General features: G+C 51.0%; 24 protein-coding genes. 20 read left to right on the top strand and 4 right to left on the bottom strand.

The features are described 5' to 3' along the window. Positions 1 to 64: 64 nt before the first annotated feature. Both KK062_RS02215 and KK062_RS02210 read left to right on the top strand, forming a co-directional pair. Positions 65 to 1,456, top strand: a complete 1,392-nt coding sequence (locus KK062_RS02215; protein ID WP_254082594.1) for a M16 family metallopeptidase — start codon at positions 65 to 67, stop codon at positions 1,454 to 1,456. Then, positions 1,453 to 2,847 (top strand): M16 family metallopeptidase, encoded by a 1,395-nt coding sequence (locus KK062_RS02210; protein WP_254082593.1) that lies wholly within the window; start codon positions 1,453 to 1,455, stop codon positions 2,845 to 2,847. Before KK062_RS02215 ends, KK062_RS02210 begins: the two co-directional genes overlap by 4 nt. An 86-nt stretch (positions 2,848 to 2,933) precedes the next feature. Here the strand turns inward: KK062_RS02210 and KK062_RS02205 are convergent, their stop codons facing one another. Next, a complete protein-coding gene (locus KK062_RS02205) occupies positions 2,934 to 3,293 on the bottom strand; it encodes a DUF6249 domain-containing protein (RefSeq protein WP_254082592.1) in 360 nt (119 codons plus the stop codon). 145 nt (positions 3,294 to 3,438) lie between these two features. Here KK062_RS02205 and KK062_RS02200 point away from each other — a divergent pair, with 145 nt between their 5' ends. The 8 genes from KK062_RS02200 to KK062_RS02165 all read left to right on the top strand — a co-directional run bounded on the left by KK062_RS02200 (position 3,439) and on the right by KK062_RS02165 (position 11,555). Next, entirely contained in the window at positions 3,439 to 4,002 is a 564-nt protein-coding gene (locus tag KK062_RS02200) for an RNA polymerase sigma factor (RefSeq protein ID WP_254082591.1), read from the top strand. Beyond that, entirely contained in the window at positions 3,999 to 4,397 is a 399-nt protein-coding gene (locus tag KK062_RS02195) for a hypothetical protein (RefSeq protein WP_254082590.1), read from the top strand. The genes KK062_RS02200 and KK062_RS02195 overlap by 4 nt, the downstream gene beginning before the upstream one ends. Before the next feature lie 89 nt (positions 4,398 to 4,486). Next, positions 4,487 to 5,884, top strand: coding sequence for a class II fumarate hydratase (gene fumC, locus KK062_RS02190; RefSeq protein ID WP_254082589.1), 1,398 nt, complete (start codon positions 4,487 to 4,489; stop codon positions 5,882 to 5,884). 55 nt (positions 5,885 to 5,939) lie between these two features. Next, positions 5,940 to 6,575, top strand: a complete 636-nt coding sequence (locus KK062_RS02185) for a coiled-coil domain-containing protein (protein ID WP_254082588.1) — start codon at positions 5,940 to 5,942, stop codon at positions 6,573 to 6,575. Between the two features lie 213 nt (positions 6,576 to 6,788). Beyond that, positions 6,789 to 7,505 (top strand): hypothetical protein, encoded by a 717-nt coding sequence (locus tag KK062_RS02180; protein WP_254082587.1) that lies wholly within the window; start codon positions 6,789 to 6,791, stop codon positions 7,503 to 7,505. Between the two features lie 5 nt (positions 7,506 to 7,510). Next, on the top strand, positions 7,511 to 9,211 hold the full coding sequence (recJ, locus tag KK062_RS02175; RefSeq protein ID WP_254082586.1) for a single-stranded-DNA-specific exonuclease RecJ: 1,701 nt from the start codon (positions 7,511 to 7,513) through the stop codon (positions 9,209 to 9,211). A gap of 3 nt (positions 9,212 to 9,214) precedes the next feature. Continuing rightward, positions 9,215 to 9,967, top strand: coding sequence for an LPS export ABC transporter ATP-binding protein (gene lptB / locus KK062_RS02170; RefSeq protein ID WP_254082585.1), 753 nt, complete (start codon positions 9,215 to 9,217; stop codon positions 9,965 to 9,967). A 64-nt stretch (positions 9,968 to 10,031) separates the two neighbouring features. Further along, on the top strand, positions 10,032 to 11,555 hold the full coding sequence (locus KK062_RS02165) for a GH3 auxin-responsive promoter family protein (RefSeq protein ID WP_498366323.1): 1,524 nt from the start codon (positions 10,032 to 10,034) through the stop codon (positions 11,553 to 11,555). 5 nt (positions 11,556 to 11,560) lie between these two features. On the opposite strand, the gene KK062_RS02160 is transcribed toward KK062_RS02165, so the two are convergent. After that, complete coding sequence (locus KK062_RS02160; RefSeq protein ID WP_254082583.1) at positions 11,561 to 12,169, bottom strand: DUF2179 domain-containing protein; 609 nt, start codon at positions 12,167 to 12,169, stop codon at positions 11,561 to 11,563. 107 nt (positions 12,170 to 12,276) lie between these two features. Between KK062_RS02160 and KK062_RS02155 the strand changes: the two genes are divergently transcribed. The 7 genes from KK062_RS02155 to rpiB all read left to right on the top strand — a co-directional run bounded on the left by KK062_RS02155 (position 12,277) and on the right by rpiB (position 19,246). Next, positions 12,277 to 12,942, top strand: a complete 666-nt coding sequence (locus KK062_RS02155) for a TPM domain-containing protein (RefSeq protein WP_254082582.1) — start codon at positions 12,277 to 12,279, stop codon at positions 12,940 to 12,942. Further along, positions 12,939 to 13,733: a TPM domain-containing protein gene (locus KK062_RS02150; RefSeq protein WP_254082581.1), complete on the top strand. Its 795-nt coding sequence runs from the start codon at positions 12,939 to 12,941 to the stop codon at positions 13,731 to 13,733. Before KK062_RS02155 ends, KK062_RS02150 begins: the two co-directional genes overlap by 4 nt. A gap of 16 nt (positions 13,734 to 13,749) precedes the next feature. Then, a complete protein-coding gene (locus KK062_RS02145; protein WP_254082580.1) occupies positions 13,750 to 14,679 on the top strand; it encodes a TPM domain-containing protein in 930 nt (309 codons plus the stop codon). 25 nt (positions 14,680 to 14,704) lie between these two features. Next, positions 14,705 to 16,489 (top strand): DUF885 domain-containing protein, encoded by a 1,785-nt coding sequence (locus KK062_RS02140; protein WP_254082579.1) that lies wholly within the window; start codon positions 14,705 to 14,707, stop codon positions 16,487 to 16,489. 130 nt (positions 16,490 to 16,619) lie between these two features. Continuing rightward, positions 16,620 to 17,888 carry a serine hydroxymethyltransferase gene (gene glyA, locus KK062_RS02135; protein WP_254082578.1) on the top strand — a complete coding sequence of 423 codons (1,269 nt, stop codon included), beginning with the start codon at positions 16,620 to 16,622 and terminating at the stop codon, positions 17,886 to 17,888. 57 nt (positions 17,889 to 17,945) lie between these two features. Then, positions 17,946 to 18,818, top strand: a complete 873-nt coding sequence (gene tatC, locus KK062_RS02130) for a twin-arginine translocase subunit TatC (protein WP_254082577.1) — start codon at positions 17,946 to 17,948, stop codon at positions 18,816 to 18,818. Further along, entirely contained in the window at positions 18,812 to 19,246 is a 435-nt protein-coding gene (gene rpiB, locus KK062_RS02125; RefSeq protein ID WP_254082887.1) for a ribose 5-phosphate isomerase B, read from the top strand. The genes tatC and rpiB overlap by 7 nt, the downstream gene beginning before the upstream one ends. A gap of 24 nt (positions 19,247 to 19,270) precedes the next feature. Here rpiB and KK062_RS02120 read toward each other — a convergent pair whose 3' ends face one another. Then, positions 19,271 to 20,677: a glycosyltransferase family protein gene (locus tag KK062_RS02120; RefSeq protein WP_254082576.1), complete on the bottom strand. Its 1,407-nt coding sequence runs from the start codon at positions 20,675 to 20,677 to the stop codon at positions 19,271 to 19,273. A gap of 116 nt (positions 20,678 to 20,793) precedes the next feature. Between KK062_RS02120 and rbfA the strand changes: the two genes are divergently transcribed. The 3 genes from rbfA to KK062_RS02105 all read left to right on the top strand — a co-directional run bounded on the left by rbfA (position 20,794) and on the right by KK062_RS02105 (position 25,469). Then, entirely contained in the window at positions 20,794 to 21,159 is a 366-nt protein-coding gene (rbfA, locus tag KK062_RS02115; protein ID WP_254082575.1) for a 30S ribosome-binding factor RbfA, read from the top strand. A gap of 18 nt (positions 21,160 to 21,177) precedes the next feature. Next, positions 21,178 to 22,404 carry an FtsX-like permease family protein gene (locus tag KK062_RS02110; protein ID WP_254082574.1) on the top strand — a complete coding sequence of 409 codons (1,227 nt, stop codon included), beginning with the start codon at positions 21,178 to 21,180 and terminating at the stop codon, positions 22,402 to 22,404. 122 nt (positions 22,405 to 22,526) lie between these two features. Next, on the top strand, positions 22,527 to 25,469 hold the full coding sequence (locus KK062_RS02105; protein WP_254082573.1) for a DEAD/DEAH box helicase: 2,943 nt from the start codon (positions 22,527 to 22,529) through the stop codon (positions 25,467 to 25,469). On the opposite strand, the gene KK062_RS02100 is transcribed toward KK062_RS02105, so the two are convergent. Further along, positions 25,450 to 26,343, bottom strand: a complete 894-nt coding sequence (locus KK062_RS02100; protein ID WP_254082572.1) for a lysophospholipid acyltransferase family protein — start codon at positions 26,341 to 26,343, stop codon at positions 25,450 to 25,452. The two genes, KK062_RS02105 and KK062_RS02100, sit on opposite strands and share 20 nt — an antisense overlap. Positions 26,344 to 26,453 lie beyond the last annotated feature (110 nt).

Genomic DNA, 26,453 nt, shown 5'->3' with positions numbered 1-26,453 from the left:
CCACGGTTTAAGAAACGATTTTATATTTTTAGTCATCATTAACCAAACTATATATAGTTACTCCATGAATCGATCAAGAATACCTTTGCAAGCCTGGCCGGCGGCCGTGCTGGCGCTGTTGCTGGCAACATGTTCCGGCCCCGAGGCGAAAAAAGAGGCGGCGGATGCTTCGTCTTTTAACGTGCCCGTAGAATATTATAAGCTCGACAATGGGTTGCGTGTTGTACTATCGGAAGACCATCATGCCCCGACGGTTGTCGTTGCGGTATACTATAATATCGGTTTCCGCATTGAGCCCAAGGACCGCACCGGCTTTGCACACTTGTTTGAACACATGATGTTTCAAGGCTCGGAAAACCTTGGCAAAATGGAGTTTATCAAGCTGGTGCAACAAAACGGGGGCTTGCTAAACGGCTCGACGCGTTTTGATTTTACCAATTACTTTGAAGTGATGCCCGCGCACAAGCTCGAAACTGCATTGTGGGCAGAAGCTGACCGTATGAAAGGTCTGGCAATTACACAGGAGAATCTGACCAACCAGCAGGGCGTTGTAAAGAACGAAGTAAAAGTAAATGTACTTAACCAACCGTATGGTGGATTTCCCTGGCTGGACATGCCGCAGTATGCCAACGAGAACTGGTATAACGCGCACAACTTTTACGGCGACCTGAAGGACCTCGACTCAGCCAAGCTGGAGGATGTTGACAAGTTCTTCAAAACGTATTATGCCCCGAACAATGCGGTGATCACCGTCGTAGGCGACTTCACTGGCGGGGAAGCTAAAAAGTGGGTTCAGCAATATTTTGCGCCTATACCAGCGGCGACATTGCCGGCGAAGCCCGACATCAGCGAGCCGGTGCAACAGCAAGAGAAACGCCACACAAAAGAAGATAAGCTTGCCAACAGACCGGCCATTGCGGTTGCGTATAAAATGCCGGAGCGCAACACACCCGCGTATTTCGCCATGGGCCTGATCGATCAGCTGCTGGTACAGGGCAACGACAGCAAGCTTGCACAACGCATTGTACAAGACAAAGGTTATACAGACCGCGTGAGCGGCGGCATTAACTACCTGGGCAATATGTATAATTACAATGGGCCGATGGTATGGATGGCGAATCTTATTTATGATAATGCTCTGCCGGCAGATTCGATCCTTCACCAGTTTGATCAGGCGATACTCGAGCTGGATGCGGTGTCGCAGGAAGATGTGGATCTTGCCGTGGTAAAAGTCCGTTCGGATCTGTACGACACAATGGATCGTCTGTCGGGTGTAGGTCGCGCGGATCTGCTGGCATGTTTTGCCTTGTTCGATGATGATCCAAACCGGATCAACGTGCTCGAAAGCGAGTTTAAAAAGATTACGCCCGACGTCATCAAAAAGACCGCGAAGGAATACCTGCGTACTACCAACCGCACCGTTCTGATCATTGACCCTAAAGCCACGAACTTATGAGAACCTCGCTATCGCTATATACCCTCGCGCTGACACTGCTGTTGACAGGTACGGCCTTTGCTCAAAAGCAAAGTCCTCCTGCCGGTAGTGCGCCGCATGATTTTAAGCTGCCTGCCAAAAAAGTCAATACACTGCCTAACGGCCTGCGGTCGACGCTGGTGGAGTATGGTGTTACACCGAAAGTAACAGTGAGCGTTATTATTAAGACGGGCAATGTACATGAAGGTGCTAACGAAGTGTGGTTGGCTGATTTTACCGGCAAGCTGATAAACGAAGGCTCTACCTCGCTTGACGCCAAAGCGCTGGCGAAGAAGGTCGCGCTGATGGGTGGCGAAGTCAATGTCACTACTGCCTTGAATCAGACGACTCTTTCGGGATCTGTGCTGTCGGAGTATGCGCCGGAGCTGATAAAGGTACTGGCCGATGTTGCCATACATCCCGCTTTCCCGGCAAAAGAAGTAGACCGTTTGAAAAACGACTTGAAGCGCGGGCTGTCTGTACAGAAGAGCATCCCGCAAAGCCAGGCGTTTGAACGCTTTGGCAAAACGCTGTATCCCGATCAGCCTTACGGCCGGTACTTCCCGACAGAGGCGATGCTGGACAGCTATACGCTTGAGAAGGCCAAAGCATTTTATGATAAGAACTTTGGTGCTCAACGCACGGTGGTATACGTCGTCGGCAAGTTTGACGAAGGCGCGGTGACAAAAGCGATTGACGAGTCGTTCGCTTCGTGGCAAAAGGGCCCTGCGGTAGATTACCCGGTGGCGAAGCCAGCCAAGAATGGCCCCGTAGAGATCATCGACCGCCCGGGTGCACCGCAGACTACCGTTATGCTCGGCCTGCCGGTGATCGACCCTTCGCAACCCGACTACCTGGCGTTGCAAGTCACTAACACGCTGTTGGGTGGTTCGTTCATTTCGCGTATTACGTCTAACATACGCGAAGACAAGGGGTATACTTATTCGCCTTATGCCTCAATGAATGCGAACGTGAAGGCCGCTTATTGGGCTGAACGAGCGGATGTGACAACCGAGCACACGGGTGCCTCCCTGCAAGAAATCTCGAAGGAGATCAAGCGTTTGCAGACGGAGCCCGTCGACAAGAAGGAGCTGGAAGGCATTCAGAATTTTGAGGCCGGCAACTTTGTATTACAGAACTCGACACCGAACGGCATCATCAACCAGCTCAACTTCATCGACTTGCACGGATTGAATGACGACTACCTCAACAACCGTGTGAAGAATATCTACGCAGTGACGCCGGAAAAAATTCAAGGCCTTGCCAAGGAGTATTTTAAATACGAGAACATGACGCTGGTGCTGGTGGGCGATAAAAAACAGTTGGACAAACAGATGAAGTCACACGAGGATGCGCTGAAGAAATCGCGGTAGGCGCTACCGATAATCGGCAGTTGGAACTTGCCACGACTGCTATGAGCATAGACTGCCCGTTACTGAACGGACAGTCTATGCCTGTATTATTTTTGATCTTTCCGGACGATGAAGTAGTACATCAGGAAGCCCAGGGATGTAAAAAGTGCGAAGAGTCCATACGGCAGCGGCGATTCGATCTCGTATGGAATATATTCCATCAACACCAGTGAGAGGCCTGCGAAGAAGATAATCAATCCCCATTTGAGCGAAGGATACTTACTTTCGATCAAGCTCGGCTTCATCTGCTGTTTAAAAATGGCCTGCGTATCTTCGTTGACATACCCTTTGTCGATCATTCGTTTTTTCAGGATATAATCTGTCAGCGTGCGCGTAAATGCTACTACAGCGACACCCAGCGTACCCATGATCGAGATCGGCATTAGAATTTTAACCAAGTCATTCATCGTATTTTATTTTTTTGATCTGCCCGTAGGACACGGACCGGGCGGCCGGTGTTGCAATTTCTTTCACTATTTTTTTGCCTTCCCGTCTTCATCTATTTTTTATATTCCTGCAACATTCTGTAATGAAGCTTTGTCTAACCCATCCATGATAGACGAACGGGCGCTGATCTCTCGGATCTTACAAGGAGACAGACAGGCCTTCAGGCTGCTGATTACGCAGCATGAAAGGCTTGTGGCCCATATGGTTGCGCGGGTGGTAAAGCACGACGAGGAGCGCGAAGAGCTGTGCCAGGATGTTTTTATGCGTGTGTTTGACAAGATCGGTGACTTCAACTATCAGTCGAAGCTTTCCACGTGGATTGCCACCATTGCCTACCGCCTGGCCATAAACCACTTACGAAAGCAGAAGATGTCGTTTCTCGACATGCCCGAGGAAGAGCGTTTTACAGACCTTTTTGTAGAAGAGCGCAACCCCGCGGCCATTCTGGAAGAAGAGGATAGCGACGGCATTGTCTTAAAGCTGGTCGACAAGCTTCCGCCGCAGTATAAAATGGTGTTGCTGCTGTACCACGTGGAGGGCATGCGTTATGATGAGATCGGTGAAATAACGGGTATGCCCGAGGGCACGGTGAAGAGCTACCTGTTCCGTGCGCGTACCCTTTTAAAAGATAAAGTTATCAAGTACCTTGGCAAAGAGGAGCTGCTATGAATCGCGACGAAGAAAGATTTCAGGAAAAGATCGAAGCCAACATGGGGTTTGACGACGGCAATCCCGATGGCCGGGCTTACCGGCAGGTGTTCCAGGCATTGGAAAAACCGCCGCATTATGCCCTGCCCGATGCATTTGCCGACAAAATACTGCAGAAAGTGGAGCAGAAGGAACAGCGCTCGCTGCGGACTACTTATGCCTGGCTGGTTGCCGGCATTGTCCTATTGATTGGAGGGTGTGGCGCCGCGGTGGTCCTAACGGGCTTTCGATTTGAAGTTGGTTTTCTGCGTAATATGGCTGCCTATAAGGGTCTGTTTGCCTTTGGTGTGGCGTTTGTGCTCTTCCTCCACTGGGTAGATAAGCGCCTGATCCACCGCCACGACCCTTCACGCTAGCCGTTGGGGCAACTATTCTGTGAATCAGAAGCCCCTAACGTTCCAAAACACCGCTCCAGTGTCTATTTTTGCCGCAAATTATTCAATGTATGAGCTATCGCATCGAAAAAGACACCATGGGCGAAGTGCAGGTTCCTGCCGACAAATATTGGGGCGCACAAACTGAACGCTCGCGCAACAATTTTAAGATCGGTCCGGAGGCCAGCATGCCGAAGGAGATCATCTACGCCTTTGCCTATCTGAAGAAGGCAGCAGCGCAGGCTAACCACGACCTGGGTGTTCTTACCGCCGACAAGCGCGACCTGATCGGCAAAGTATGCGATGAGATCCTGACGGGTTCCCTGGACCAGGAGTTTCCGCTGGTGATCTGGCAAACCGGTTCGGGTACGCAAAGCAACATGAACGTGAACGAAGTGATTGCTTACCGTGCCCATGTGCTGCACGGCGGTCAACTGACCGACGAGAAGAAAGTGCTGCATCCGAACGACGACGTGAACAAGTCACAGTCTTCTAACGATACGTTTCCCACCGCGATGCACATCGCGGCATATAAGCAGGTGGTGGATATTACCCTGCCGGGCATGAAGAAGCTGCGTGACACGCTGGCAAAAAAATCCGAGACCTACAAGACGCTTGTAAAAACCGGTCGTACGCACTTCATGGATGCTACTCCGCTTACACTTGGCCAGGAGTTTTCCGGCTATGTACAGCAGATCGATAACAGCATGCGGGCGATTAAAAACGCACTGGAAGTGGTGCGTGAACTGGCCCTGGGTGGTACAGCAGTAGGGACCGGGTTGAATACTCCCAAAGGATACGACGTATTGGTGGCCAAGAAGATTGCCGACCTTACCGGTCTGCCGTTTGTGACGGCTCCGAATAAGTTTGAGGCCCTGGCAGCACACGACGCGATGGTGGAACTGTCGGGTGCGCTGAAGCGTGCGGCGGTATCTTTTATGAAGATCGCCAACGACATCCGTATGCTGAGCTCCGGCCCCCGCAGCGGTATCGGCGAGATCGTCATTCCCGACAACGAACCCGGTTCTTCGATCATGCCTGGTAAAGTTAACCCGACACAGCCGGAAGCCTTAACGATGGTTTGCGCGCAGGTGATTGGTAATGACGTAGCGGTATCAATCGGCGGTGCTACCGGCCATTTTGAACTGAACGTATTTAAGCCGGTGATTGCGGCCAACGTACTGCAATCCGCCCGCCTGATTGGCGATGCCTGTGTATCGTTCAATGACAAGTGTGCAGAGGGTATTGTACCGAACGAGCCGGTGATCAAGCAGCACCTTGAAAACTCGCTGATGCTGGTGACATCGCTCAATACACACATTGGCTATGAAAACGCCGCGAAGATTGCCAAGAAGGCGCACAAGGAAAACAAGACATTGCGCGAAGCCGCGGTAGAGCTTGGCCTCCTCACCTCGGAGCAGTTTGACGAGTGGGTGCGTCCTGAGAAAATGGTGGGCAGCCTCGACTGATATACAATTATTCACAATTATTTGTACCTTTAATGTGATTTTAACCAATCCGAGAATGAAAAAAGTAATTGTACTACTACTCTGCCTACTATGTGTCTCCGTCTCGACACAGACCTTCGCGCAGCTCTCGAAGAAAGAAAAGAAAGAGTGGAAGAAGAAGGCCAAAGAGTTTAGCAAGAACCCGGCAAACCTGAAACAGCTCACCGAAGATAAAGCTACCGCCGACGAGCAAGTTTCGTCCCTGAATACAAAAGTAACGCAGATGCAATCCAGCATTAGCGACAAGGACGCCAAGATCGCCGAGCTGGAAAATGAGCTTCAGCAGATGCGCGGACAGCTTACGGCTACCAAAGCCGAGCTGGCGCAGTTGAAGGAATCGCCGGTGGTGAACCCGATGGACTTCTCGAAGGGCATTGTCTTTAAAGTGCAGGTTGGTGCTTTCAAGAACAAGGACCTGGCGAAATACTTTGACAACAACCCCAACTTTGGTGGCGAAGCCCGCGACGGCGAACCGCAAAAGATCACGATCGGCATTTTCCGCGACTATTGGGAAGCCGACACTTTTAAGAAATACATGCGCGACATGGGCGTGAAAGACGCGTGGATTGTGCCGTACCGTGACGGCCAACGCGTGGAGATTAAAGACGTACTGGAAGGCGTTATCAACGACAAGGCCGCCAGCACGAAATAGTTTCGCAAACGTGCGGCAATAGAAGAGCAGTGCCTAGGTTGGCACTGCTTTTTTTATTTATTTACTTCGTTTACTTATAGCGAAACTGTACTCACACTAAAAATTTCCACAACACCTTTGCAGCCCTATTTTTGCGCCACTATGAATCGTGTCGGAATCTTGAGTTTTGTTTTGTGTGCAATAACCGCCACAGTAAGCCGAGCTCAGATTCGTGTGGGCACCTTGCGCATCAATGCCAATGAGCGGTACGAGGTGCTGCAGTCGGACATTGTCGTGGCCGATACACTCATCATGATGGACTCGTCAGTGCTGGTGTTAAACAAGCTGAAGCGTGAGAATTATATCCGCGCCAAGGTGGCGGTGTTTGGAACATACTGCACGATTGACGGCCGGGGTATGGATGGGCAATCGGGACGTAATGGCAAAGCAGGAAACACACCCATGGGGCCGTGTGACAATGGCACGCCAGGAAGAAATGCCACCAACGGACTTGCCGGCACACCGGGGGTCAATCTTTTTCTGTATCTTGAGAGAATAACCATACGGGGGACGCTTGTTGTCGACCTCGCGGGAGGAAATGGTGGCAACGGCGGTAACGGCGGCAATGGTGGCAGCGGGAGTCAGGGTACGGTACACTGCATTGGCGGCAACGGCGCGAATGGCGGCAATGCCGGCACCGGCGGCAATGGTGCCGACGGTGGCGTACTGACGCTAAGCTGTACTGAGCAGCCTGAGATCAAAGATTGGATCGGTAAAAAGATTATCTTCAAGATGCAGGGCGGTCACGCCGGCAGGGCCGGCAGGGCCGGTTATCATGGCGCCGCGGGCTTGGGTCCGTCGCGCAGAAATGGCAAAGATGGCATACCCGGGACAGAGAGAACCAGCGGCATTCCCGGCGGATTGGGCAAAATAAACTTCGAATCGAATTAAGGCAGATGGATAAACGCTGGTTAAAAAGAGCCGAGCCCCCACAGGAGCAGGTCGAGCAACTTTCGCACGCCATCAATGTAAACTTCTGTTTATCGGCAATTCTCATTCAGCGCGGCATTGAAGACTTTGACACGGCCCGTAAATTCTTCCGGCCGGAGCTCAGTCACCTGCACGATCCCTTCCTGATGCAAGACATGGAGGCCGCCGTGGCCCGCCTGCGAAAAGCAATTGAAGAGAACGAACGCATCATGATCTATGGCGACTACGACGTAGACGGTACTACGGCCGTGTCGCTGGTATATAATTATTTACAGAATTTTTATACCAACTGCGAAGTATATATTCCGGACCGGTACGCCGAAGGCTATGGTGTGTCGCTGGCAGGCATTGAATGGGCCGAGCAGAGCAAATGTGGCCTGATCATTGCCCTGGATTGCGGCATCAAGTCTTCCGAACTCGTGAGTATCGCCAAGTTAAAAGGTATTGACTTTGTCATCTGCGACCACCATTTGCCCGACGATAACATTCCGAAGGCAGTGGCCGTGCTTGACCCCAAGCGGAAGGATTGCTTTTATCCGTTCAAAGAGCTGAGTGGTTGTGGCATTGGCTTCAAGCTGATGCAGGCTTATGCACAACGCTATCGCGATGAGACGGAAGTATTTGAGTACCTCGACCTCGTGGCGGTCAGCATTGCTTCCGACATTGTACCGATTGTAGACGAGAATCGCGTGCTGACGCACTTTGGTTTGAAGAAACTGAACGAAAATCCCGGGCCGGGTTTACAGGCGCTGAAAGATATTGCTGTCATTAAAAACGATCTCGACGTGTCGGGTATCATTTTTACCCTCGGCCCTCGCATCAACGCCGCGGGCCGTGTGGCGCACGCCCGTGGGGCAGTAGAGCTGCTCACGGCAAGGACCGAAGAGGAAGCCAATGCCCTGGCCGAGAAAATAAATATCAAGAACGACCTGCGAAAGCAGTTCGACTCGGACATAACCGAAGAAGCCATTGCCATGATCGAAGGCGACCTCTCGATGCGCACGGCCAAGTCTACGGTGCTTTTTAAGAACACCTGGCATAAAGGCGTGATTGGCATCGTTGCCGCGCGCTGTGTGGAAAAATACTATCGCCCCACGGTGATCCTGACCGAATCTAACAACAAGATCACGGGCTCTGCCCGAAGTGTAGTCGGGTTTGATCTATACAATGCCATTCTCGAGTGCAGCGATTTGCTCGAGAAGTTTGGGGGGCACAAATATGCCGCGGGTCTTACGCTCGATGTGCAGAACCTGGAATTGTTCCAGCGTCGCTTTGAAGAAGTTGTCTCCTCCAGCATTACCGAAGATATGTTGACGCCGATGATCGACATCGACATGCCGTTGAGCTTTAACGTGATCTCGCCGAAGTTCCTGAATGTACTGAAGCAAATGGCGCCGTTTGGTCCTGAAAACCCGCGGCCGATCTTTGAGGCCGAAAATGTCTATGTGTTCAATGCGCTGTCGAGCTTTAAGGATAAGCATGTGCGCTTCCTGGCGGGCCAGGATGGCAGCGACAATGTTTTTCCGGTGGTGGGCTTTGACATGATCGAGCACTACGACCGCCTCTCTAAACGCGACATTTTTAAAATGGTCTTTACGGTAGAGGAAAATACTTTTAACGGTACTACGTCTATACAATTGCGAATTAAGGATATCAAATTTCTCTGATGTATGATTTTGCGGGCAGAAAACCTGGTAAAGAAGTATAAAACACGCACGGTGGTAAACGACGTGTCGGTAGAAGTGGCACAAGGCGAGATCGTCGGGCTACTGGGGCCGAACGGTGCCGGAAAGACCACATCATTCTACATGATTGTAGGACTGATCAAACCCAACGAGGGCCATATTTATCTGGATAAGGAGGAGATCACTCCGCTACCGATGTACCAGCGTGCCCGCATTGGATTGGGATATCTGGCGCAGGAAGCGTCGGTGTTCCGCAAGCTTACAGTGGAGGAGAACATCATGTCGGTGCTGGAGATGCGCGACATCAGCAAGGCTGACCGCAAGGCGAAAGTAGACGAGCTGATCGACGAGTTCAGCCTCCACAAAGTACGCAAGAACCTGGGTATGTCTCTTTCGGGTGGCGAGCGGCGGCGCACAGAAATTGCGCGCGCACTGGCGGTAGATCCAAAGTTCGTTTTGCTGGATGAACCCTTCGCCGGTGTGGATCCCATTGCCGTGGAAGAGATTCAGACGATCGTTTCCAAGCTCAAGAGTAAAAATATCGGCATACTTATTACCGACCACAACGTGGACGAGACGCTGTCGATTACGGATCGCGCCTACCTGATGGTGGACGGACGATTGTTTAAGTCTGGTACGGCTGAAGAGCTGGCCAACGACCCGCAGGTACGCAAGGTCTATCTCGGCCAAAACTTTGAGTTGCGACGCGCGAAAATAACTATTCCCAAAAACGATTGATCGCTCTGTCTACCCACGTTATTCCAGAGAAGTTTCGTTATTTTTGAAATTACTGTAATCCATCATGGGGCTGATCAATTCTATACTTACATGGGTCATGCAAAAGCGCATCCATCAAATGGAGCTTTTCATGAAGTACCCGCATGAGGTACAGGATGAGCTATTCAAGAAGCTCTTACAAACCGGCCGACTGACCGAGTTTGGCTCCCGGTATGACTTCGGCAGTATTCACACATACGATCAGTACCGCGAGCGTGTTCCCATTCATTCTTACGAAACGCTTTTCCCCTATATCGAGCGCCAGATGCGCGGTGAACAAAACCTGTTGTGGCCATCGGAGATCAAGTGGTTCTCTAAGTCGTCGGGTACTACCAATGCTCGCAGCAAATTTATACCGGTGTCGCAAGAGGCGCTGGAGGACTGTCACTTCAAAGGAGGCAAGGATCTGCTGTCGATCTATGTAAACAATTATCCCGATACGAAGTTGTTTGATGGCAAGGGCCTTGCCGTCGGCGGCAGCCATCGCATTAATGAATTAGATCCCTCGGCTACATCGTATTACGGCGATGTCTCTGCGGTGATCATGCGCAACCTTCCCCCCTGGGCGCAGTTCATTCGCACGCCCAGTTTAGAAACCGCGTTGATGAGCAATTGGGAGGAGAAGATCGAGAAGCTGGCACAGGAAAGCTCGATGGATGACGTCACCAACATTGCCGGCGTGCCGACATGGACCATCCTTCTGATACAGAAGGTGGTCGAGCTGAAGCAGAAAAAGCACATTATGGAGGTATGGCCCAACCTGGAGGTATTCTTCCATGGTGCTGTATCCTTTACGCCCTACCGAAATCTGTTTAAGTCACTGATTCCGTTCGAGGGCATGCGTTACTGGGAGATCTATAACGCCAGCGAAGGATTCTTCGGCATTCAAGACCAAAAGAACTCGGAAGAGATGTTGCTCATGCTGGATTACGGTGTGTATTATGAGTTTATTCCCGTCAGTGAGATCGACAGGGAATATCCCCACGCGATACCGCTCAGCGAAGTAGTACTCGACAAGCAGTACGCCATGGTCATTACTACCAATGCGGGCTTATGGCGGTATAGTATTGGTGATACCATCAAGTTCACATCGCTATCGCCTTATCGGATCAAGATCTCGGGCCGCACGAAACACTTCATCAACGCTTTTGGCGAAGAGGTGATTGTTGAAAATGCCGAGGCGGCGATTACTGCTGCGTGTGACCACACCGGTGCGGTAATCGATAATTTTACCGCTGCGCCGGTATACCTGGCAGAGGGTAAGAAGGGCGGACATGAATGGATTATTGAGTTTAAAGTGAAGCCGAATAGCTTGCGCGAGTTCGGCCATATATTGGACGAAACGTTGCGCAAGATCAATTCCGACTACGACGCGAAGCGCGCGCACGATTTAGCCCTGGTGGCCCCCATTCTCCACAGTGTGGAAGAAGGTACATTTTATAATTGGATGAAGAGCCGGGGCAAGCTGGGGGGTCAGAACAAAGTACCCCGCCTGTCTAACAGCCGCGAGTACGTTGACGATATTCTGCGCATGATGGCAGAGGTTTAGCGACATCAGTCGCCTTTTACACTCTTCAACCACGAGCCGATGCTCCACCCTGTATTTTCTTGTACTACGGTGCCGCCATCGGCAGCCCGGTTTACTTTCTCTACGGTATAGAAGGCGGTTGGCAGAATGTCTTTGAGCTTCTGTAACAGGTCTTCCAGCCGCTCACGCTCCAGTACGGTAAATACCAGGTTTTCGTCGCCATCGGGCCCTTCGGCGTGCACACGCGTATACCGGAAGTGTTGCTGGTTGAGGTAGGCGATCAGATCGCGCACTTCTTTGCGGGTGATGATCCGCACGATCACTTTGCCGTAGGCAATGCGTTCTTCGATGATCATGCCCACGAAGATGCCCATGGCAAAACCCCCGGGGTAGGCGATGTAACAAATCCAGTTGTCGAGGTGCTCGAAGATCTGGCGTATAGCCATCAGCCAGATGAACGACTCAAAAAAGCCCAGCACGGTGGCCGTAACACGACGGCCCCCCAATACGTAGATGATGCGAATGGTATTGATTGAGACGTCGCCAATGCGGGCGCAGAAAATCATCAGGGGCAAAAATACATAGCTGAAAACGTCCTCTGAGAATCCGAGTGTATCGACAAAAAAGCCTTCCATGAGACTAAAATTAGACAATTATCATCCATAATGGAATACTTTCTTCCTGCGGGGGCATGTTCAGTTGTTAACTCTTCCCCGTATCTTTGAAACAAACAACGCGCATCATGACCCTGAAACAAAAATTCAGCGACCAGGACCTGGACCGCATCAAAGCAGCGGTGAAACAGGCCGAAGATAGAATCTCGGGCGAGATCGTGCCCGTCATTGTCGAGCGTAGCGGCCAGTACACCCTTGCCAACTACCGCAGCGCGTTGCTGGCTGCAGCCTTTACGTTTGTGATCACGATTATTCTCGACCGGTACATCGTTGCGGACGCCTCGTATGCCCTATACTATGACCCCCTCTTTGTTTTTGTGGTTGTCGCGCTGGGCGGTATTCTGGGCGGCCTGCTGCCGAACTACGTTGGCCGTTTGAAGCGTATGCTGGTGGGCCAGGTGCAATTGGACTACGCCACACGCCAGCGCGCGGAAAATGTTTTCCTGGAAGAAGAGGTTTTTAATACGCGGCACCGCACAGGTATAATGATCTTCATTTCCTTTTTTGAACACGAAGTGATCGTCATCGCCGACCGCGGCATCAGCAAGGTGGTCGAGCAAAAGCAGTGGGACAAGATCGTAGCCGGGCTCATTGGCAGCATCCGCGCCGGCAAGATTGTCGATGGCATGGAAACCGCCATTAAACGCTGCGGAGAAATTCTTCTCGAGAAAGGTTTTCATAAAACTGATGACGATATCAATGAGCTGCGGGATGATCTCCGCATTGACCAATGAATTTTCCCCACCCTGTGAACGTGCGCTTCCGACTTATCTTTCTATACACCTGCCTGTTGGCATGGTCGCTCCTGACCTCTTCCGTCCTCTCTGCGCAGCTGGCCATACCGGCCCACAATGGCCAATGGGTACACGACGAAGCCGGCGTATTGTCGGCACAGACCGTGGCCGAGCTGGAGTATATGCTAAAGGCTGAGCGCGATTCTACCTCTAACCAGATCGCGGTGCTGATTGTCCCTTCTTTGCAAGGAGAATCGATTGAAGAATACGCGCTGCATGTAGCCTTTGACGAGTGGAAGCTTGGCAAGGCTAACAACGACAACGGCGTGCTGTTGCTGGTCTCCATTCAGGATAAGCGCGTGCGCATTGAGGTGGGCACGGGGCTGGAGGGACGCCTGACTGACGCGCTGTCGAGCCGTATAAACCGGCAGGAAATTTCCCCTTACTTTCGCCAGGGCGATTTTGACAGTGGCATTAAAGCGGGTGTTGTTGGCATCATCAAAGCTATCCAGGGCGAATACAAGAACGATGAACCCCCTGCCAGGCGACCCAAACGAAAGGGCTCTTCGATCCTTACGATTATCATTATTATTGCTGTGATCATCTTCCTCTCACGCCGGCGTGGCGGTGGTGGTGGTGGTGGCGGCTACTGGTCTTCGGGCGGTGGCTGGTTCCCGCCGATAGGTGGTGGCGGGTTTGGCTCCAGCTCGGGCTCGTGGGGTTCGGGCGGCGGATCTGACTTTGGCGGTGGCGGCGACTTCGGTGGCGGTGGATCGAGTGATTCCTGGTAATGATGCGATAGCAACAATGAGAAAGACGCTTTTCCTTTTTCTGATACTTCTCTCGGCGGTCATGGGTGCCGCTGCGCAACAGCGCGCGATACCCGACCTGTGGGGCCACCGTGTGCACGACGAAGCACACGTATTGTCGCAAGCGACGATCGATCGCCTGGAAGTTATCTTGAAAGAGCACGAAGATTCTACTACCAATCAAATTGCCGTGTTGATCATTCCTTCCCTTGAAGGTGAAGACCTTGAAGGGTACTCTATACGTGTCGCACACGACACGTGGAAGCTCGGGAAAAAGAATCGCGACAACGGTGTGTTATTATTGATTGCGTTGGATGACCGCAAGATGCGCATTGAAGCAGGGCAAGGGTTGGAAGGGGTGCTGACTGATGCCATCTGCAGCCGTATTATTCGCAACGAAATGGCGCCACATTTTCGTGAACAGCAGTATGAGGAAGGCGTTACGGCCGCCGTGCAAGCGATTATAAAAGCTATCCGGAATGAATATCAGGCAGACGCTGATGACGATACCCTGCAGCCGGGCTTATCGTGGACGGAGCGTTTGGCGATGGGTTTATTTGTCTTTACGATCCTGGGTATCTTTACCGTGCTCGGTATTTTTGTGCCGGGTGGCAGCGGTTGGTTTCTCTATGCTTTTCTCATACCGTTCTACGCTACCTTTCCGATGTTCATCCTCAACACTACCGGAGGATTGATTTTGCTTGTCTTATATTTAGTTTGTTTTCCGATTGCCCGGCTCGTAGCCGGCAAGACAGCCTGGGCAAAACGAATGGCCAGGACAGCAAAAAGCAGCAGCCGTCGGAATGGTGGTGGATGGTCGGGAGGGAGCTGGTCCAGTGGACGGTCTGGCAGCAGCAGCTCCTTTGGCGGCGGTTTCTCAGGCGGTGGCGGCAGCTTTGGTGGTGGCGGTGCCAGCGGCTCGTGGTAGTGTTTTAGAAACATCGTTTACATACATGAAATATTTTTCTCTCCTCACCCTGGCCGTAGCGCTGACAGCATGTTCGCATGAACCAAAAAAAGAAGTCATGATGCCTGCAAAGTCTCTCCATGATTTCCTGGAACAGTACTACGAAGAGCGCTTACCGCTTTATCCGCTGGAAGCTACACAGGCTGGCGACAACCGATATAACGACCTGCTGCCGAACGACATTAGCAAGGCTTTTCGCGATACCCTTCAGGCGTTTTATACCCGGTACGATTCGGGCATCCGGGCGTACGACCGCGCCAAGCTCTCCGAGCAGGAACAAGTGAGCTATGACGTCTTCCTGCGCGAGATGCAGATCAGCCTCGATCGACTCAAGTTCTCTGAGCATTATATGCCCGTGCAACAATTCTGGGGCATGACGTTAACGATGCCGCAGCTTGGCAGTGGCCAGGGAGCGCAACCTTTCAAGACGGTAAAAGACTACGACAATTTTCTGCATCGCATCGACGGCTTTGCTGTATGGATGGATACGGCCATCGTGAACATGCGCAAGGGCCTGGCGACAGGATATACCTTTCCCAAAATCCTGATGGAGCGGGTGCTGCCACAAGCGAAAGACATGGTGGTAAAAGATGTGACTAAAAGCATCTTCTGGATGCCGCTGAAGAGTTTCCCGGACAGCGTTGGCGCGGAGGACCGGAAGCGCCTGGAGGCGGCCTACACTCAGGCCATTCAAGAGAAGATCGTGCCCTCCTATCAAAAACTGTATGACTTTTTGCAGCAAGAGTATATTCCGCATACTCGTACGACGGCGGGCATCTCAGGCATTACTCAGGGTGCAGACTACTATAAATTCCTGGTTCGGTATTGGACTACCACCGACCTTACCCCTGAAGAGATCCATCAAACAGGTCTTGACGAAGTCAAACGCATTCGCACCGAGATGGAAAACATTAAAAACCAAACAGGCTTTAAGGGTGACCTGAAACAGTTCTTCGACTATGTGAACAACGACAAGAAGTTCATGCCCTATAAAACTCCGGAGGAGGTGTTGGCTGGATTCCGCGCGATTAACACCCGCATGGAGCCGCAGTTGAAAAAGCTTTTCAACCTGGTGCCGAAGTCGAAGTTTGAAGTACGGCAGACCGAGGCTTTCCGCGCAGCATCGGCCAGTGCCGAATACAACCAGGGTACGCCCGACGGCTCGCGTCCGGGTATCTTTTATGTACCCATCCTCGACGCCGGGACTTTTAACTATACCGGCATGGAGACCCTCTTCCTGCACGAGGCTATTCCCGGTCATCATTATCAGAGTTCCCTGCAAATGGAAAATGAGGAGCTGCCCCGTTTCCGTCGGTTCTTGTGGTACGGTGCATATGGCGAAGGGTGGGCACTGTATACGGAGTCACTCGGCACGGAGCTGGGCTTGTATACCGACCCCTATCAATATTTCGGGCACCTGGGCGACGGTATACACCGGGCTATTCGCCTGGTGGTGGATGTAGGCCTTCACACGAAACAATGGACACGCGAGCAGGCTATTCAATATATGATGGAGAACGAGCCGATCAGCGAGCAGGGAGCGGTTGCCGAAATTGAGCGATATATGGCCATTCCCGGTCAGGCGCTGTCATATAAGATCGGTCAGCTTAAAATCCTGGCCCTCCGCAAAAAAGCATCGGAAGCATTGGGCGACCGTTTTAGCGTAGCGGCCTTCCACGATGAGGTTTTAAAATACGGCTGTCTGCCGCTGGATGTGCTGGAATCGCGTGTCGACCAGTGGGTCGCGCAACAACAGAAGAACCAGCCTTAATCCGGGCAAAATACCGTCGGTGTACGGACCCTAAATTAATCGGCGAATCTCTGGTAACTAGGGGGTTCGGATTATGTGGTTTCCGTGCACTCTTTTATTTTTGAGCCTTCTTATAAAAACCTCATCCACGATGAAAAGAGACAAAGTCATTTTTGACCTCATTGAAAAAGAAAAGCTGCGTCAGCAGCATGGCATCGAGCTGATCGCCTCTGAAAACTTTACCTCCCAACAGGTAATGAAGGCGATGGGTACCGTGCTCACGAACAAATATGCGGAAGGCCTTCCCGGCAAGCGGTATTATGGTGGTTGCGAAGTGGTGGATGAGATTGAGCAGCTGGCTATTGACCGTGCCAAGGAACTCTTTGGTGCTGAATGGGCAAACGTACAACCGCACTCGGGCGCACAGGCTAACGCTGCCGTCATGCTGGCGTGCTTAAAGCCCGGCGACAAGATCCTGGGTTTTGACCTGTCGCATGGTGGTCACCTGACACACGGCTCGCCCGTGAACTTTTCAGGCAAGCTGTACGAGCCGCACTTCTATGGTGTGGAAGAAGCTAGCGGCTTGATCGACTTTGACAAAGTAATTGAAATCGCCAAGCGTGAGAAACCGAAAATGATCATTTGCGGTGCCTCTGCTTACAGCCGTGACTGGGACTATAAAAAACTGCGTGAAGCGGCCGATGCCGTAGGCGCTGTTCTGCTGGCCGACATTTCGCACCCCGCCGGTTTGATTGCCCGCGGGCTGCTGGCCGACCCGATGGAGCATTGCCACATCGTGACGACCACTACCCACAAAACCCTCCGCGGTCCTCGCGGCGGTATGATTCTGGTTGGTAAGAACTTCGACAATCCGTGGGGCATAACAACGCCCAAGGGCGAAATCCGGAAGATCACTTCCCTGCTTGATTCGGGTGTATTCCCGGGCACCCAAGGTGGTCCACTGGAGCACGTGATCGCCGCCAAGGCCATTGCCTTCCAGGAGGCCCTTTCGGACGAGTACATGGAGTACATCGTACAGGTGTCAAAAAACGCCAAAGCAATGGCGCAGGCATTCCTGGATCGCGGCTACAAAATCATTTCAGACGGTACTGACAACCACCTGATGCTGATTGACCTTCGCTCGAAGAAGCTCAACGGCAAGCAAGCCGAAGGCGCGCTGATCCAGGCTGACATCACGATTAACAAAAACATGGTTCCTTTTGATACGCAGTCGCCGATGGTCACATCGGGTATGCGCATTGGTACCCCGGCGATTACCTCGCGCGGCATGCTGGAAAAAGACGTTGTGAAGGTGGTGGAGCTGATCGACGAGTCGCTCCAGAAGCCTGAAGACAGCAAACACCAGAAAGCTGTTAAGAGAAAGGTTAACCGTCTGATGGAGAAGTTCCCCCTATATTAATCATTACTGCCCTTCTGACTCAACCCCGGAAGGGCAGGTTCATTTTATCTATACACCATGCCTTTAGATCAAGATCCGATTGAAGAACAGACTGGCGAAGTGGAGATGTCGTTTCTCGATCATCTCGAAGAGCTTCGCTGGCATATTATCCGTGCATTAGCCGCCGTAGTGGTCTTTACTATCATTGCATTTGTACAGGTAAAATGGATTTTTAAAAATATCATTCTGGCACCCGCCAAGTCCGACTTCTGGACCTGGCGTATGCTCTGTAAACTTGGCCAGACCTTCAGCTCCCAGGACCTCTGTATTCAAGACATTCCACTGGAGCTGCAAAGCCGTTACATGACGGGGCAGTTTACGATCACGATCGTGGCGGCGTTTGTGCTGGGGTTAATTTTCTCTTTCCCCTATATTGTGTGGGAGCTATGGCGTTTTATCCGACCCGGACTGCGCGTGAAAGAACGCCGGAATTCTACGGGTGTTGTAGCGGCGGTGTCGTCACTGTTTGCTGCCGGTATCTCCTTTGGTTATTACGTCATCGCTCCGTTGATGGTGTATATCATGGTGAACTATAAAATCGACGACATGATCCGCAACGAGTTTGACATCACCTCGTATGTGCAGACCTTTGTGTCGCTGGTGTTTGGCGCCGGCCTGCTTTTTCAGTTGCCAGTAGTGATCTATTTCCTCTCGAAACTGGGCCTGGTGACGCCGGCCTTTTTGCGGAGGTATCGGAAGCACTCGGTTATTATCATCCTGATCATCGCGGCGATCATTACGCCGCCCGATCCGCTGAGCCAGACGATCATTTCGATCCCGCTGTACCTGTTGTTTGAGATCAGCATCCTGATCTCGGCACGCGTGCAGAAGCAGAAGCTTAAAGAAGAAGAAGAGGAACGATTACGCGAAGAGCAAGAACAAGCATCATGAAAAAGATAGCAATAGGAAGTGACCACGCCGGTTTTGAGTATAAAGAAGCATTGAAGCAATGGCTGGAAAAGAACGGCTATGATGTGAAAGACTTCGGCACCTATAGCACGGCGTCGACCGACTATCCGGACTTTGCCCACCCGGTAGCAGAGGCTGTAGAGAAGAAAGAGTTTGACCAGGGCGTGCTGGTCTGTGGCAGTGCCAACGGTGTGGCTATTACGGCCAACAAACACCAGGGTATTCGTGCAGCCATTTGCTGGACGGAAGAGCTCGCCTCGCTGGCGCGTCTGCACAACGATGCCAACATTGTCTGCATTCCAGCCCGGTTCATTTCGTTGGACCTGGCGGAAAAGATCACCAATAAGTTTTTGACTGAAGCCTTTGAAGGCGGACGGCACGCCAACCGCGTGGGCAAGATCAGCTGCTAATTAATTGAAGCGGAAGGTCGTGGGTCAGCGTTTGTCTACGCGGGTGTAAAACCCTTGTGCGGACGGCGTGTATTTGCCTTTCAGGGCTGGTACGCGGTCGAAGAATTTGGGCATGAAGTTACCGGGATCGATGATTACTTCAGGCATGTCGGCCTGGAACAGCTCGCTTACCTGTATGACGTTATCGTAGAATTCTGGCTCCTCAAAGGTCTCGCGCGCCAGTTCCCAGTTGAGAAAACCAGTAGCCAGGGTGTTGTTTGCATATACGGCGGGGTCATCGCCCAGGAAGAGGATGTGATGATCTTTTACGCCGCCCGGATTCGGGTTGTCTTTTACAAACAGGTTTTCATAGTGCACGGCAGCAATGGCACCGCGCCGTGCGGAATGTTGGATCAGCACCGTGGCGATCAGAAACGCCCAGATGCCAATTTCCGCCAGTTTCTTGCGGCGGATCACTAGCAGGAAGTGTGTTATAAAAAAGCAGAAGCTCGGGATGAGCGTGATGAAGCTCTGGGGTCGCAACTCTTTTGAATAAAATATCTGCAGGAATGAGAACAACATCCAGAAGAACATGGTTTGCACGAGCTGCGACTGGTACTTGGTAAAGCGGGCGTCGCGGTTCATCATGATGAGCGAGAAGATGAGGAAGCCCAACGGCAGGGCTCCCAGCAGCCACAGGCTCGAGCCGGGCACATACCAGGTGTTGCCAAAGGCCAGGTTGGGCAGGTAATAATACGTCCACAGCGCGCCCATGCCGTCGTAGAGGTAGTACAAGCTCATGAGCAATACGTGCGGCAATAGAAAGCCGAAGGCCATGAGGAGGTAACTACGGAAAGTGGCGCGGGTAAAAATTGCCAGGATCACGGCCGAGGCCAGCAGGTACACCACAAAAGAGAATGCAAAAAGCGAGGCGATGGCGATATAAAAACCGAGGTTAAAAATGGAGCCGGCGCGCTGCTCGCGGAATTCGATCTGTTTGTAGAGATTGCTCATGGCCAACAGCAGGAAGCCGGAGCCTAACAGCTCGGGGCTGAGCGAGATCATGTCAAACGAAAAGAGCGAGAGTATGGCAAAGATCAGCGATGGAATGAAGGTATTTTCTGAAAAAGCCTTCTTGAAAATGAACACCATGCCCAGGTAGCCGGCTTGGGAGAAGATGATAAGCAGGGCCAGGATGTGGCGGGCAAAGATGGAGCGACCAAACATCCAGTCAAAAATGCCGTTAAACCAGGCAGCCAGGGGCGGCGTGGAGTCGATCAGTTCCGTATACAGCGTATGGCCATCGCGAACTTTTTCGCCTACCAGAATGCTTTTTAACTCCGGATAGGTCATGCCGGGGCTGTTTAGGAACAGCGGCAGGCTGGCGATCGCCATAATGATGAGCAGGCCCAGCAGACGGTAAGGGTCATTTATGCGGAAATAACGAAGCAAGGCGTTTTTTTAAAGTGGCTTGTTAAAGTAACGCGAAAATTAGGGTAGTGGCTGTAAAGATTGAAATGAATCGCTCGTTTTTTCATCTTTGTCAGGTAAATTAAGTGGGGAATGTTATGAGCTCGACACGACAACTAAAATATTCTAAGCTTATCCAGAAGGAATTAAGCGATATCTTCCAACGCGATAAACGCGGTATTTTGGAGAATACCTTCATTACCGTGGCCGATGTGCGCGTCAGCGCCGACCTGGGCGTGGCGAAGGTCTACATCAGTATGCTGCTCGCCAAGGAGAAGCAAAAGACGATGGACAACATCAACAAGCATAAAAGCGAGATCCGCAAGGCGCTGGGTGACCGTATCGGCAAACAGGTGCGCGTCATTCCCGAGCTGATCTTCTACCTTGACGAGGTAGAGGAAAATGCGCAAAAGATGGATGACCTGATCAAGAGCCTCAACATTCCGCCGGCTGACAAGCCTTAACCTTTAAGCCCCCGCCCGTTGAATCTGCCCTTTTTTATCGCCCGGCGTTACCTGCTTTCAAAGCGTAAAAAGAACTTCATCAATGTCATTTCGATGTTGTCGATGGTCGGCGTGGCCTTTATTACCGCAGCGCTGGTGATTGTACTGTCGGTATTCAACGGACTGGAGGACCTGTTGCGTTCTCTTAACAACTCGTTCGACCCCGAGATCAAGATCGAAGCCACCCAGGGCAAATCTTTTCACGCTACACCTGCGATGCTCAGAAAGGTCGCTGCCGTGCCGGGCGTAAAGGTTGTGACCGAGGTGATTGAAGATTATGCGTATGTGCGGTATCACGACGCCAACCAGATCGTGACGCTGAAAGGTGTAAGCGAAAACTTTATTGAGCATGGCCGCATTCCCGCCGAAAACATCACGCAGGGCAAGCTTCGGTTAAAAGAGCGCAACATACCCTATGCCATGTTGGGCCAGGGCATTGCCAATACCCTTACCGTTGATGCCAGCAATACGGCATTTCCGATTCAAGTTTATTATATCAAAAATGTGAAAGGCGGTACGACCGATCCTTCCCGTATGTATGCTCGTTTGAATATTCTGCCCGGGGGGGTATTCTCGATCATTCAGAACATCGACGAGAGCTATATGCTTGTGCCCCTCGATTTTGCGCAAGAGTTGTTGAGCTATGGCGACAAACGTACCTCGCTCGAGATCAAGACGGTTGCCGGCAGCGATATACAAAAGGTGAAGCTCGGGCTGGCAAACGTATTGGGGGAATCGTTCCGCGTGTTGAACCAGGAGGAGCAGCATAAGGATCTATACAGTCTGCTGAAGTTTGAGAAGCTGTTTACCTTTTTGGCGTTCTCGCTGCTGTTGGGCGTGGGATCTATCAATATCTTCTTCAGCCTCATGATGCTGGCCCTGGACAAGAAAAAAGACATCTCCATTCTCGCGGCGATGGGCGGCAATCAATATCTTATCCGTAATATTTTCCTGGCAGAAGGCGCCTTAATTGCCTTTATAGGAGCCCTGTCGGGTCTTGTGATTGGCGGGGTTATCTGCTGGCTGCAGCAATACTTTGGGATGGTATCGATGGGTATGGAAACTTCGATTACACAGGGATATCCCGTAAAAATGGACTGGACGGACTTTACGGCGACGTTGGCCGTGATGTCGGTACTGACAATTATCATCTCGTATCGCCCGGCTATTCTGGCCGCGCGCTTTGGCTCACCGCAGCAATTATAGGGAGTAATTTCTACACTAAATTTGATGAATTTCTCATCCAATTCTAATCCCGGAATGCTCGCTATTTTCCGCTCTAATGTCTACATTGCGGATTCTGTTTTCATCAAAAAACCGTTTTTGTGATGAAAGTTTCTGCTTCACAACCATTTCAAATTATCTATTCGTTGTACCAACACGAATACCTCGGCTATATTTTCGAGTCGTATATCGTGCATTTGGATGACAAGGGTAAACTTACGTATCAACACCAGAACATTTCGTCTAAGAACGCGCGCGAGTTTTCGAAAGGACTTGACGATCGCGACTTCGAGCTGATCGAGCTAATGGACTCGATGCAGCAGGAGACGATTGTCAAGAAATTCTCCGCCAAATTTATGAAGCCGGAGGAGTTCTTTGCCAAGACCTACGACAAGACGAAGGGCAACGAAATGATCCAGGACCAGATCGAAGACTACTTGGAGAAACGTCGCGCAAAGATCCTCGAAAAGATGAAGGGCAAACAGCTCTTCGAAATGGGGAACGATGGTGAGCCCACGTGGAAACGAATTGACGTGCTCGAGAAGCGCGCTACGATTCAGTTCCACTTCATGCGTACCGACGATCAGACCAATTATTACCCTACACTATATTTCCAGAGTAAGAAGTTAGACCTGCCCGATCCGTCTGCCTACCTGGTGTGTAAGAATCCGGCATGGATGGTGTTGAATGGCAACCTCTACGGCTTCGAGAAATATGTCGACGGCAAAAAGTTGACCCCCTTCTTTTCGAAGAAATTCGTGGTGATTCCACGCAATGTGGAAGAGACATATTACAACCGTTTCGTGGCGCCCCTCATTGCGTCGTTTGACGATGTTGATGCCAGCGGTTTTGAAATCAACAAGACAACCTACGATCCGCATCCGGTGCTGACGCTGTCGGAACTTCACACGACACAGATGGCTTCGGCACCTTCGCTTTTTGAAAGTGGCGCACAAACAGACGATACGAGTGACGAAAGCGGCAAGATTGTTTTCGACCTCTCCTTTAAATATGGCAAGCATCGCTTCCGCGGTGATAATATTGGTCCTGTAAGCGTAAGCCTTGAAAGACAAGGCGAGGGTTATATCTTCCACCGGGTGGCCCGCCACACAGACCTGGAAAAGAATTTCCTCCACACACTGCAAAAGCTGGGATTGCCCATGAAGGGTTTCCGGGTGGCTGTTCCAAAATCGGAAGCATTTTCATGGTTGAATGAAAACCGAGTGAACCTCCTCAATTTGGGCTTTGAAGTAAGCCAACCCGAAAGTCGTGACAAAAAATACTTCGTCGGCAAGGCGGTGATTGAGGTGGAGGTCAAAGAAAACATTGATTGGTTTGACATTCACGCCAAAATCCGTTTTGGCGAGTTTGAAGTGCCCTTCAAGGATTTGCGCCGGCTGATTATGCGGCGGAAGGTGGAATTTAAGCTTCCCAATGGTGAAATCGCCATTATTCCAGAGGCCTGGCTGACAAAATATGCCGACCTGTTCTCGTTGAGCGAAACGGAGGGCGATCATGAAAAGCCTGTGCTGCGCAAACATCACTTGAATCTGATAAAGGAACTGGAGGAAGGCAACCTGGCAAAAGTTCATTTGAGCGAAAAACTGCGCTCTATGAGCCATTTTAGCGGCATTAAAAACTATCCGCTGCCCGTGGGCTTTAAAGGTGAGCTTCGTCCCTACCAGCGGGCAGGCTACAACTGGCTGCGTTTCCTGCAGGAATACAATCTGGGCGGCTGTTTGGCCGACGACATGGGGTTGGGAAAGACGGTGCAGACGCTTACGATGCTATTGGCGGAGAAAGAAGCGGGTTCTGGCACCTCGTTGCTGATTATGCCCACGTCGCTGATCTACAACTGGGAGATGGAGGCCAATAAATTTACGCCCGACCTGCGCATCCTGAACTATACGGGCACCCTGCGCAATAAAGATATCCGGCGGTTTGAGAACTACGACCTGGTTTTAACATCGTACGGCATTACCCGCTTGGACGTCGATCTTCTTCAGCAATTTTATTTTAATTATACGATACTCGACGAGTCGCAGGTTATCAAAAACCCGACTTCCAACATCTCCAAAGCGGTTCGTGAGCTCAAATCACGCCATAAACTGGTTTTGACGGGTACACCTATTGAAAACACGACGCTGGATCTCTGGTCGCAGATGTCGTTTATCAATCCAGGTATTTTGGGCGCTCAGACATATTTCCGCAACGAATACCAAAATCCGATTGAGAAGCGGAATGACGAAACACGCTCCAAAAAGCTGCACGCCATCATTAAGCCGTTCATTTTGCGCCGCCACAAATCGCAGGTAGCGACGGAACTGCCCGAAAAGGTGGAAAACGTACAGTATTCAACGATGACGCCGGAGCAGGAAAAGCGCTACGAAGAGGTCAAGTCAGTATATCGCGAAAAGATCTTTAAACTGATTGAAACGGAAGGTCTCGGAAATAGCCGTTTTATGATCCTGGAGGGTCTAACCAAGCTACGGCAGCTGGCAAACCACCCGAAAATGCTCGATCAGGGCTATGCGGGCGATTCCGGCAAACACGAGGACATTACGCACATGCTGGAAAACGCTATGGGCGATGGTCACAAAATTTTGGTATTTAGCCAGTTTGTGAAACACCTGGAATTGGTCAGAAGCTATCTTAAAAGCCGAAAAATAGACTTTGCTTACCTGGATGGCTCTAGTACCGACCGGAAGGAACAGGTAGAGCGTTTCAACAAAGACACTAACCTGAAGGTATTTCTGATCTCTATTAAAGCTGGTGGTTTGGGTCTCAACCTGACGGAAGCGGATTATGTGTTTATTCTCGATCCCTGGTGGAACCCGGCCGTAGAGGCGCAAGCGGTAGACCGCGCTCACCGTATTGGCCAGAAAAAGAAGGTTTTCACGTATAAGTTCATCACGCGCAATACCGTAGAGGAAAAAATCCTGATGCTACAGCAGCGGAAGTTGAAGCTTACGACTGAGCTCATTACCACAGAAGAAAGCTTTATGAAGCAGCTTTCCAAGGATGACATTATGCAGATGTTGGTGTAGTGGAACCTTTAACAATCACAGTATCCTGATGTAAATGGCGTTTTTTCCAGCGGTTATGCGACCATAGCCAGGTGGTGGGATCTTCACGAATTAGTTTTTCAACAGCCTTTGCATACTGCTCGACAACAACATGGCTGTTTTTGTCATAAGGCGGCGCGGCAATTTCTACAAGCTTGACCTCGTAGTAGCCACGTTTCACTTTATGTATTTCAGCAAAAAGAACTGGGAACTGCATCAGCACGGCCAACTGATTGGCACCATAAAAAAACAGCGTTTCCTGGTTTAAAAACTCTAAACTATACTTTTTATCTTTTTTATAGCCTGGATATTGGTCGGCAACAATCGCTATGCCGCGAAGAATATCCTTTCGTTTAACAGATACCCGTGCAACCTCGTCGCGTTTTATGGGAAATGCCCCAAAGCGGGTGCGGGAAAGCAGTGAAAATCGGTTAAAAAACTTGCTATGTTGCGGCTGATAGATGAAATCTGATTGGAAAGGGTAGCTAAAGCTCGATGCCACGAGGAGCCACTCCCAATTAAAATGATGTGATGCGAGTATAAAAACAGATTGATTCTGCGCTTTAAACTTCTCTGCGGCAGCAGTATCTGTATAGCGCATGCGTTTCGCTAACTCCTCGCGGCTAATGGTAAGCAATTTCAGCATTTCCAACGCGTAATCGCATAAATTGCGATAGAACTGCTTTTCGATTTTTTGGAGCTCTGCCGGCGTTTTTTCAGGAAAGGAATTTTTCAGATTCTTCCATACCATCTTCCGGCGGTAGCGCACAAGGTAATAGCTAACCACAAACAGGAAATCAGAGAACGCGTAAAGCACCCAAAACGGAAGCGATGATAGTAGTCGTACAAAAAGCATCTCAACAGAACAATATAGGGCAAGTTACGCAAGTATTGCTATTTTTGGGCCTTCAGATGCCCATCTAGCTGATAACAAGCTTACTAGCTGTCGGTGTCTGTTTAACGATT

Origin of the sequence: Dawidia cretensis (assembly GCF_018598175.1) — a bacterium.
Classification (GTDB): Bacteria; Bacteroidota; Bacteroidia; order Cytophagales; family Cyclobacteriaceae; genus Ohtaekwangia; species Ohtaekwangia cretensis.
This window is presented reverse-complemented; position numbering and strand designations above follow the sequence as displayed.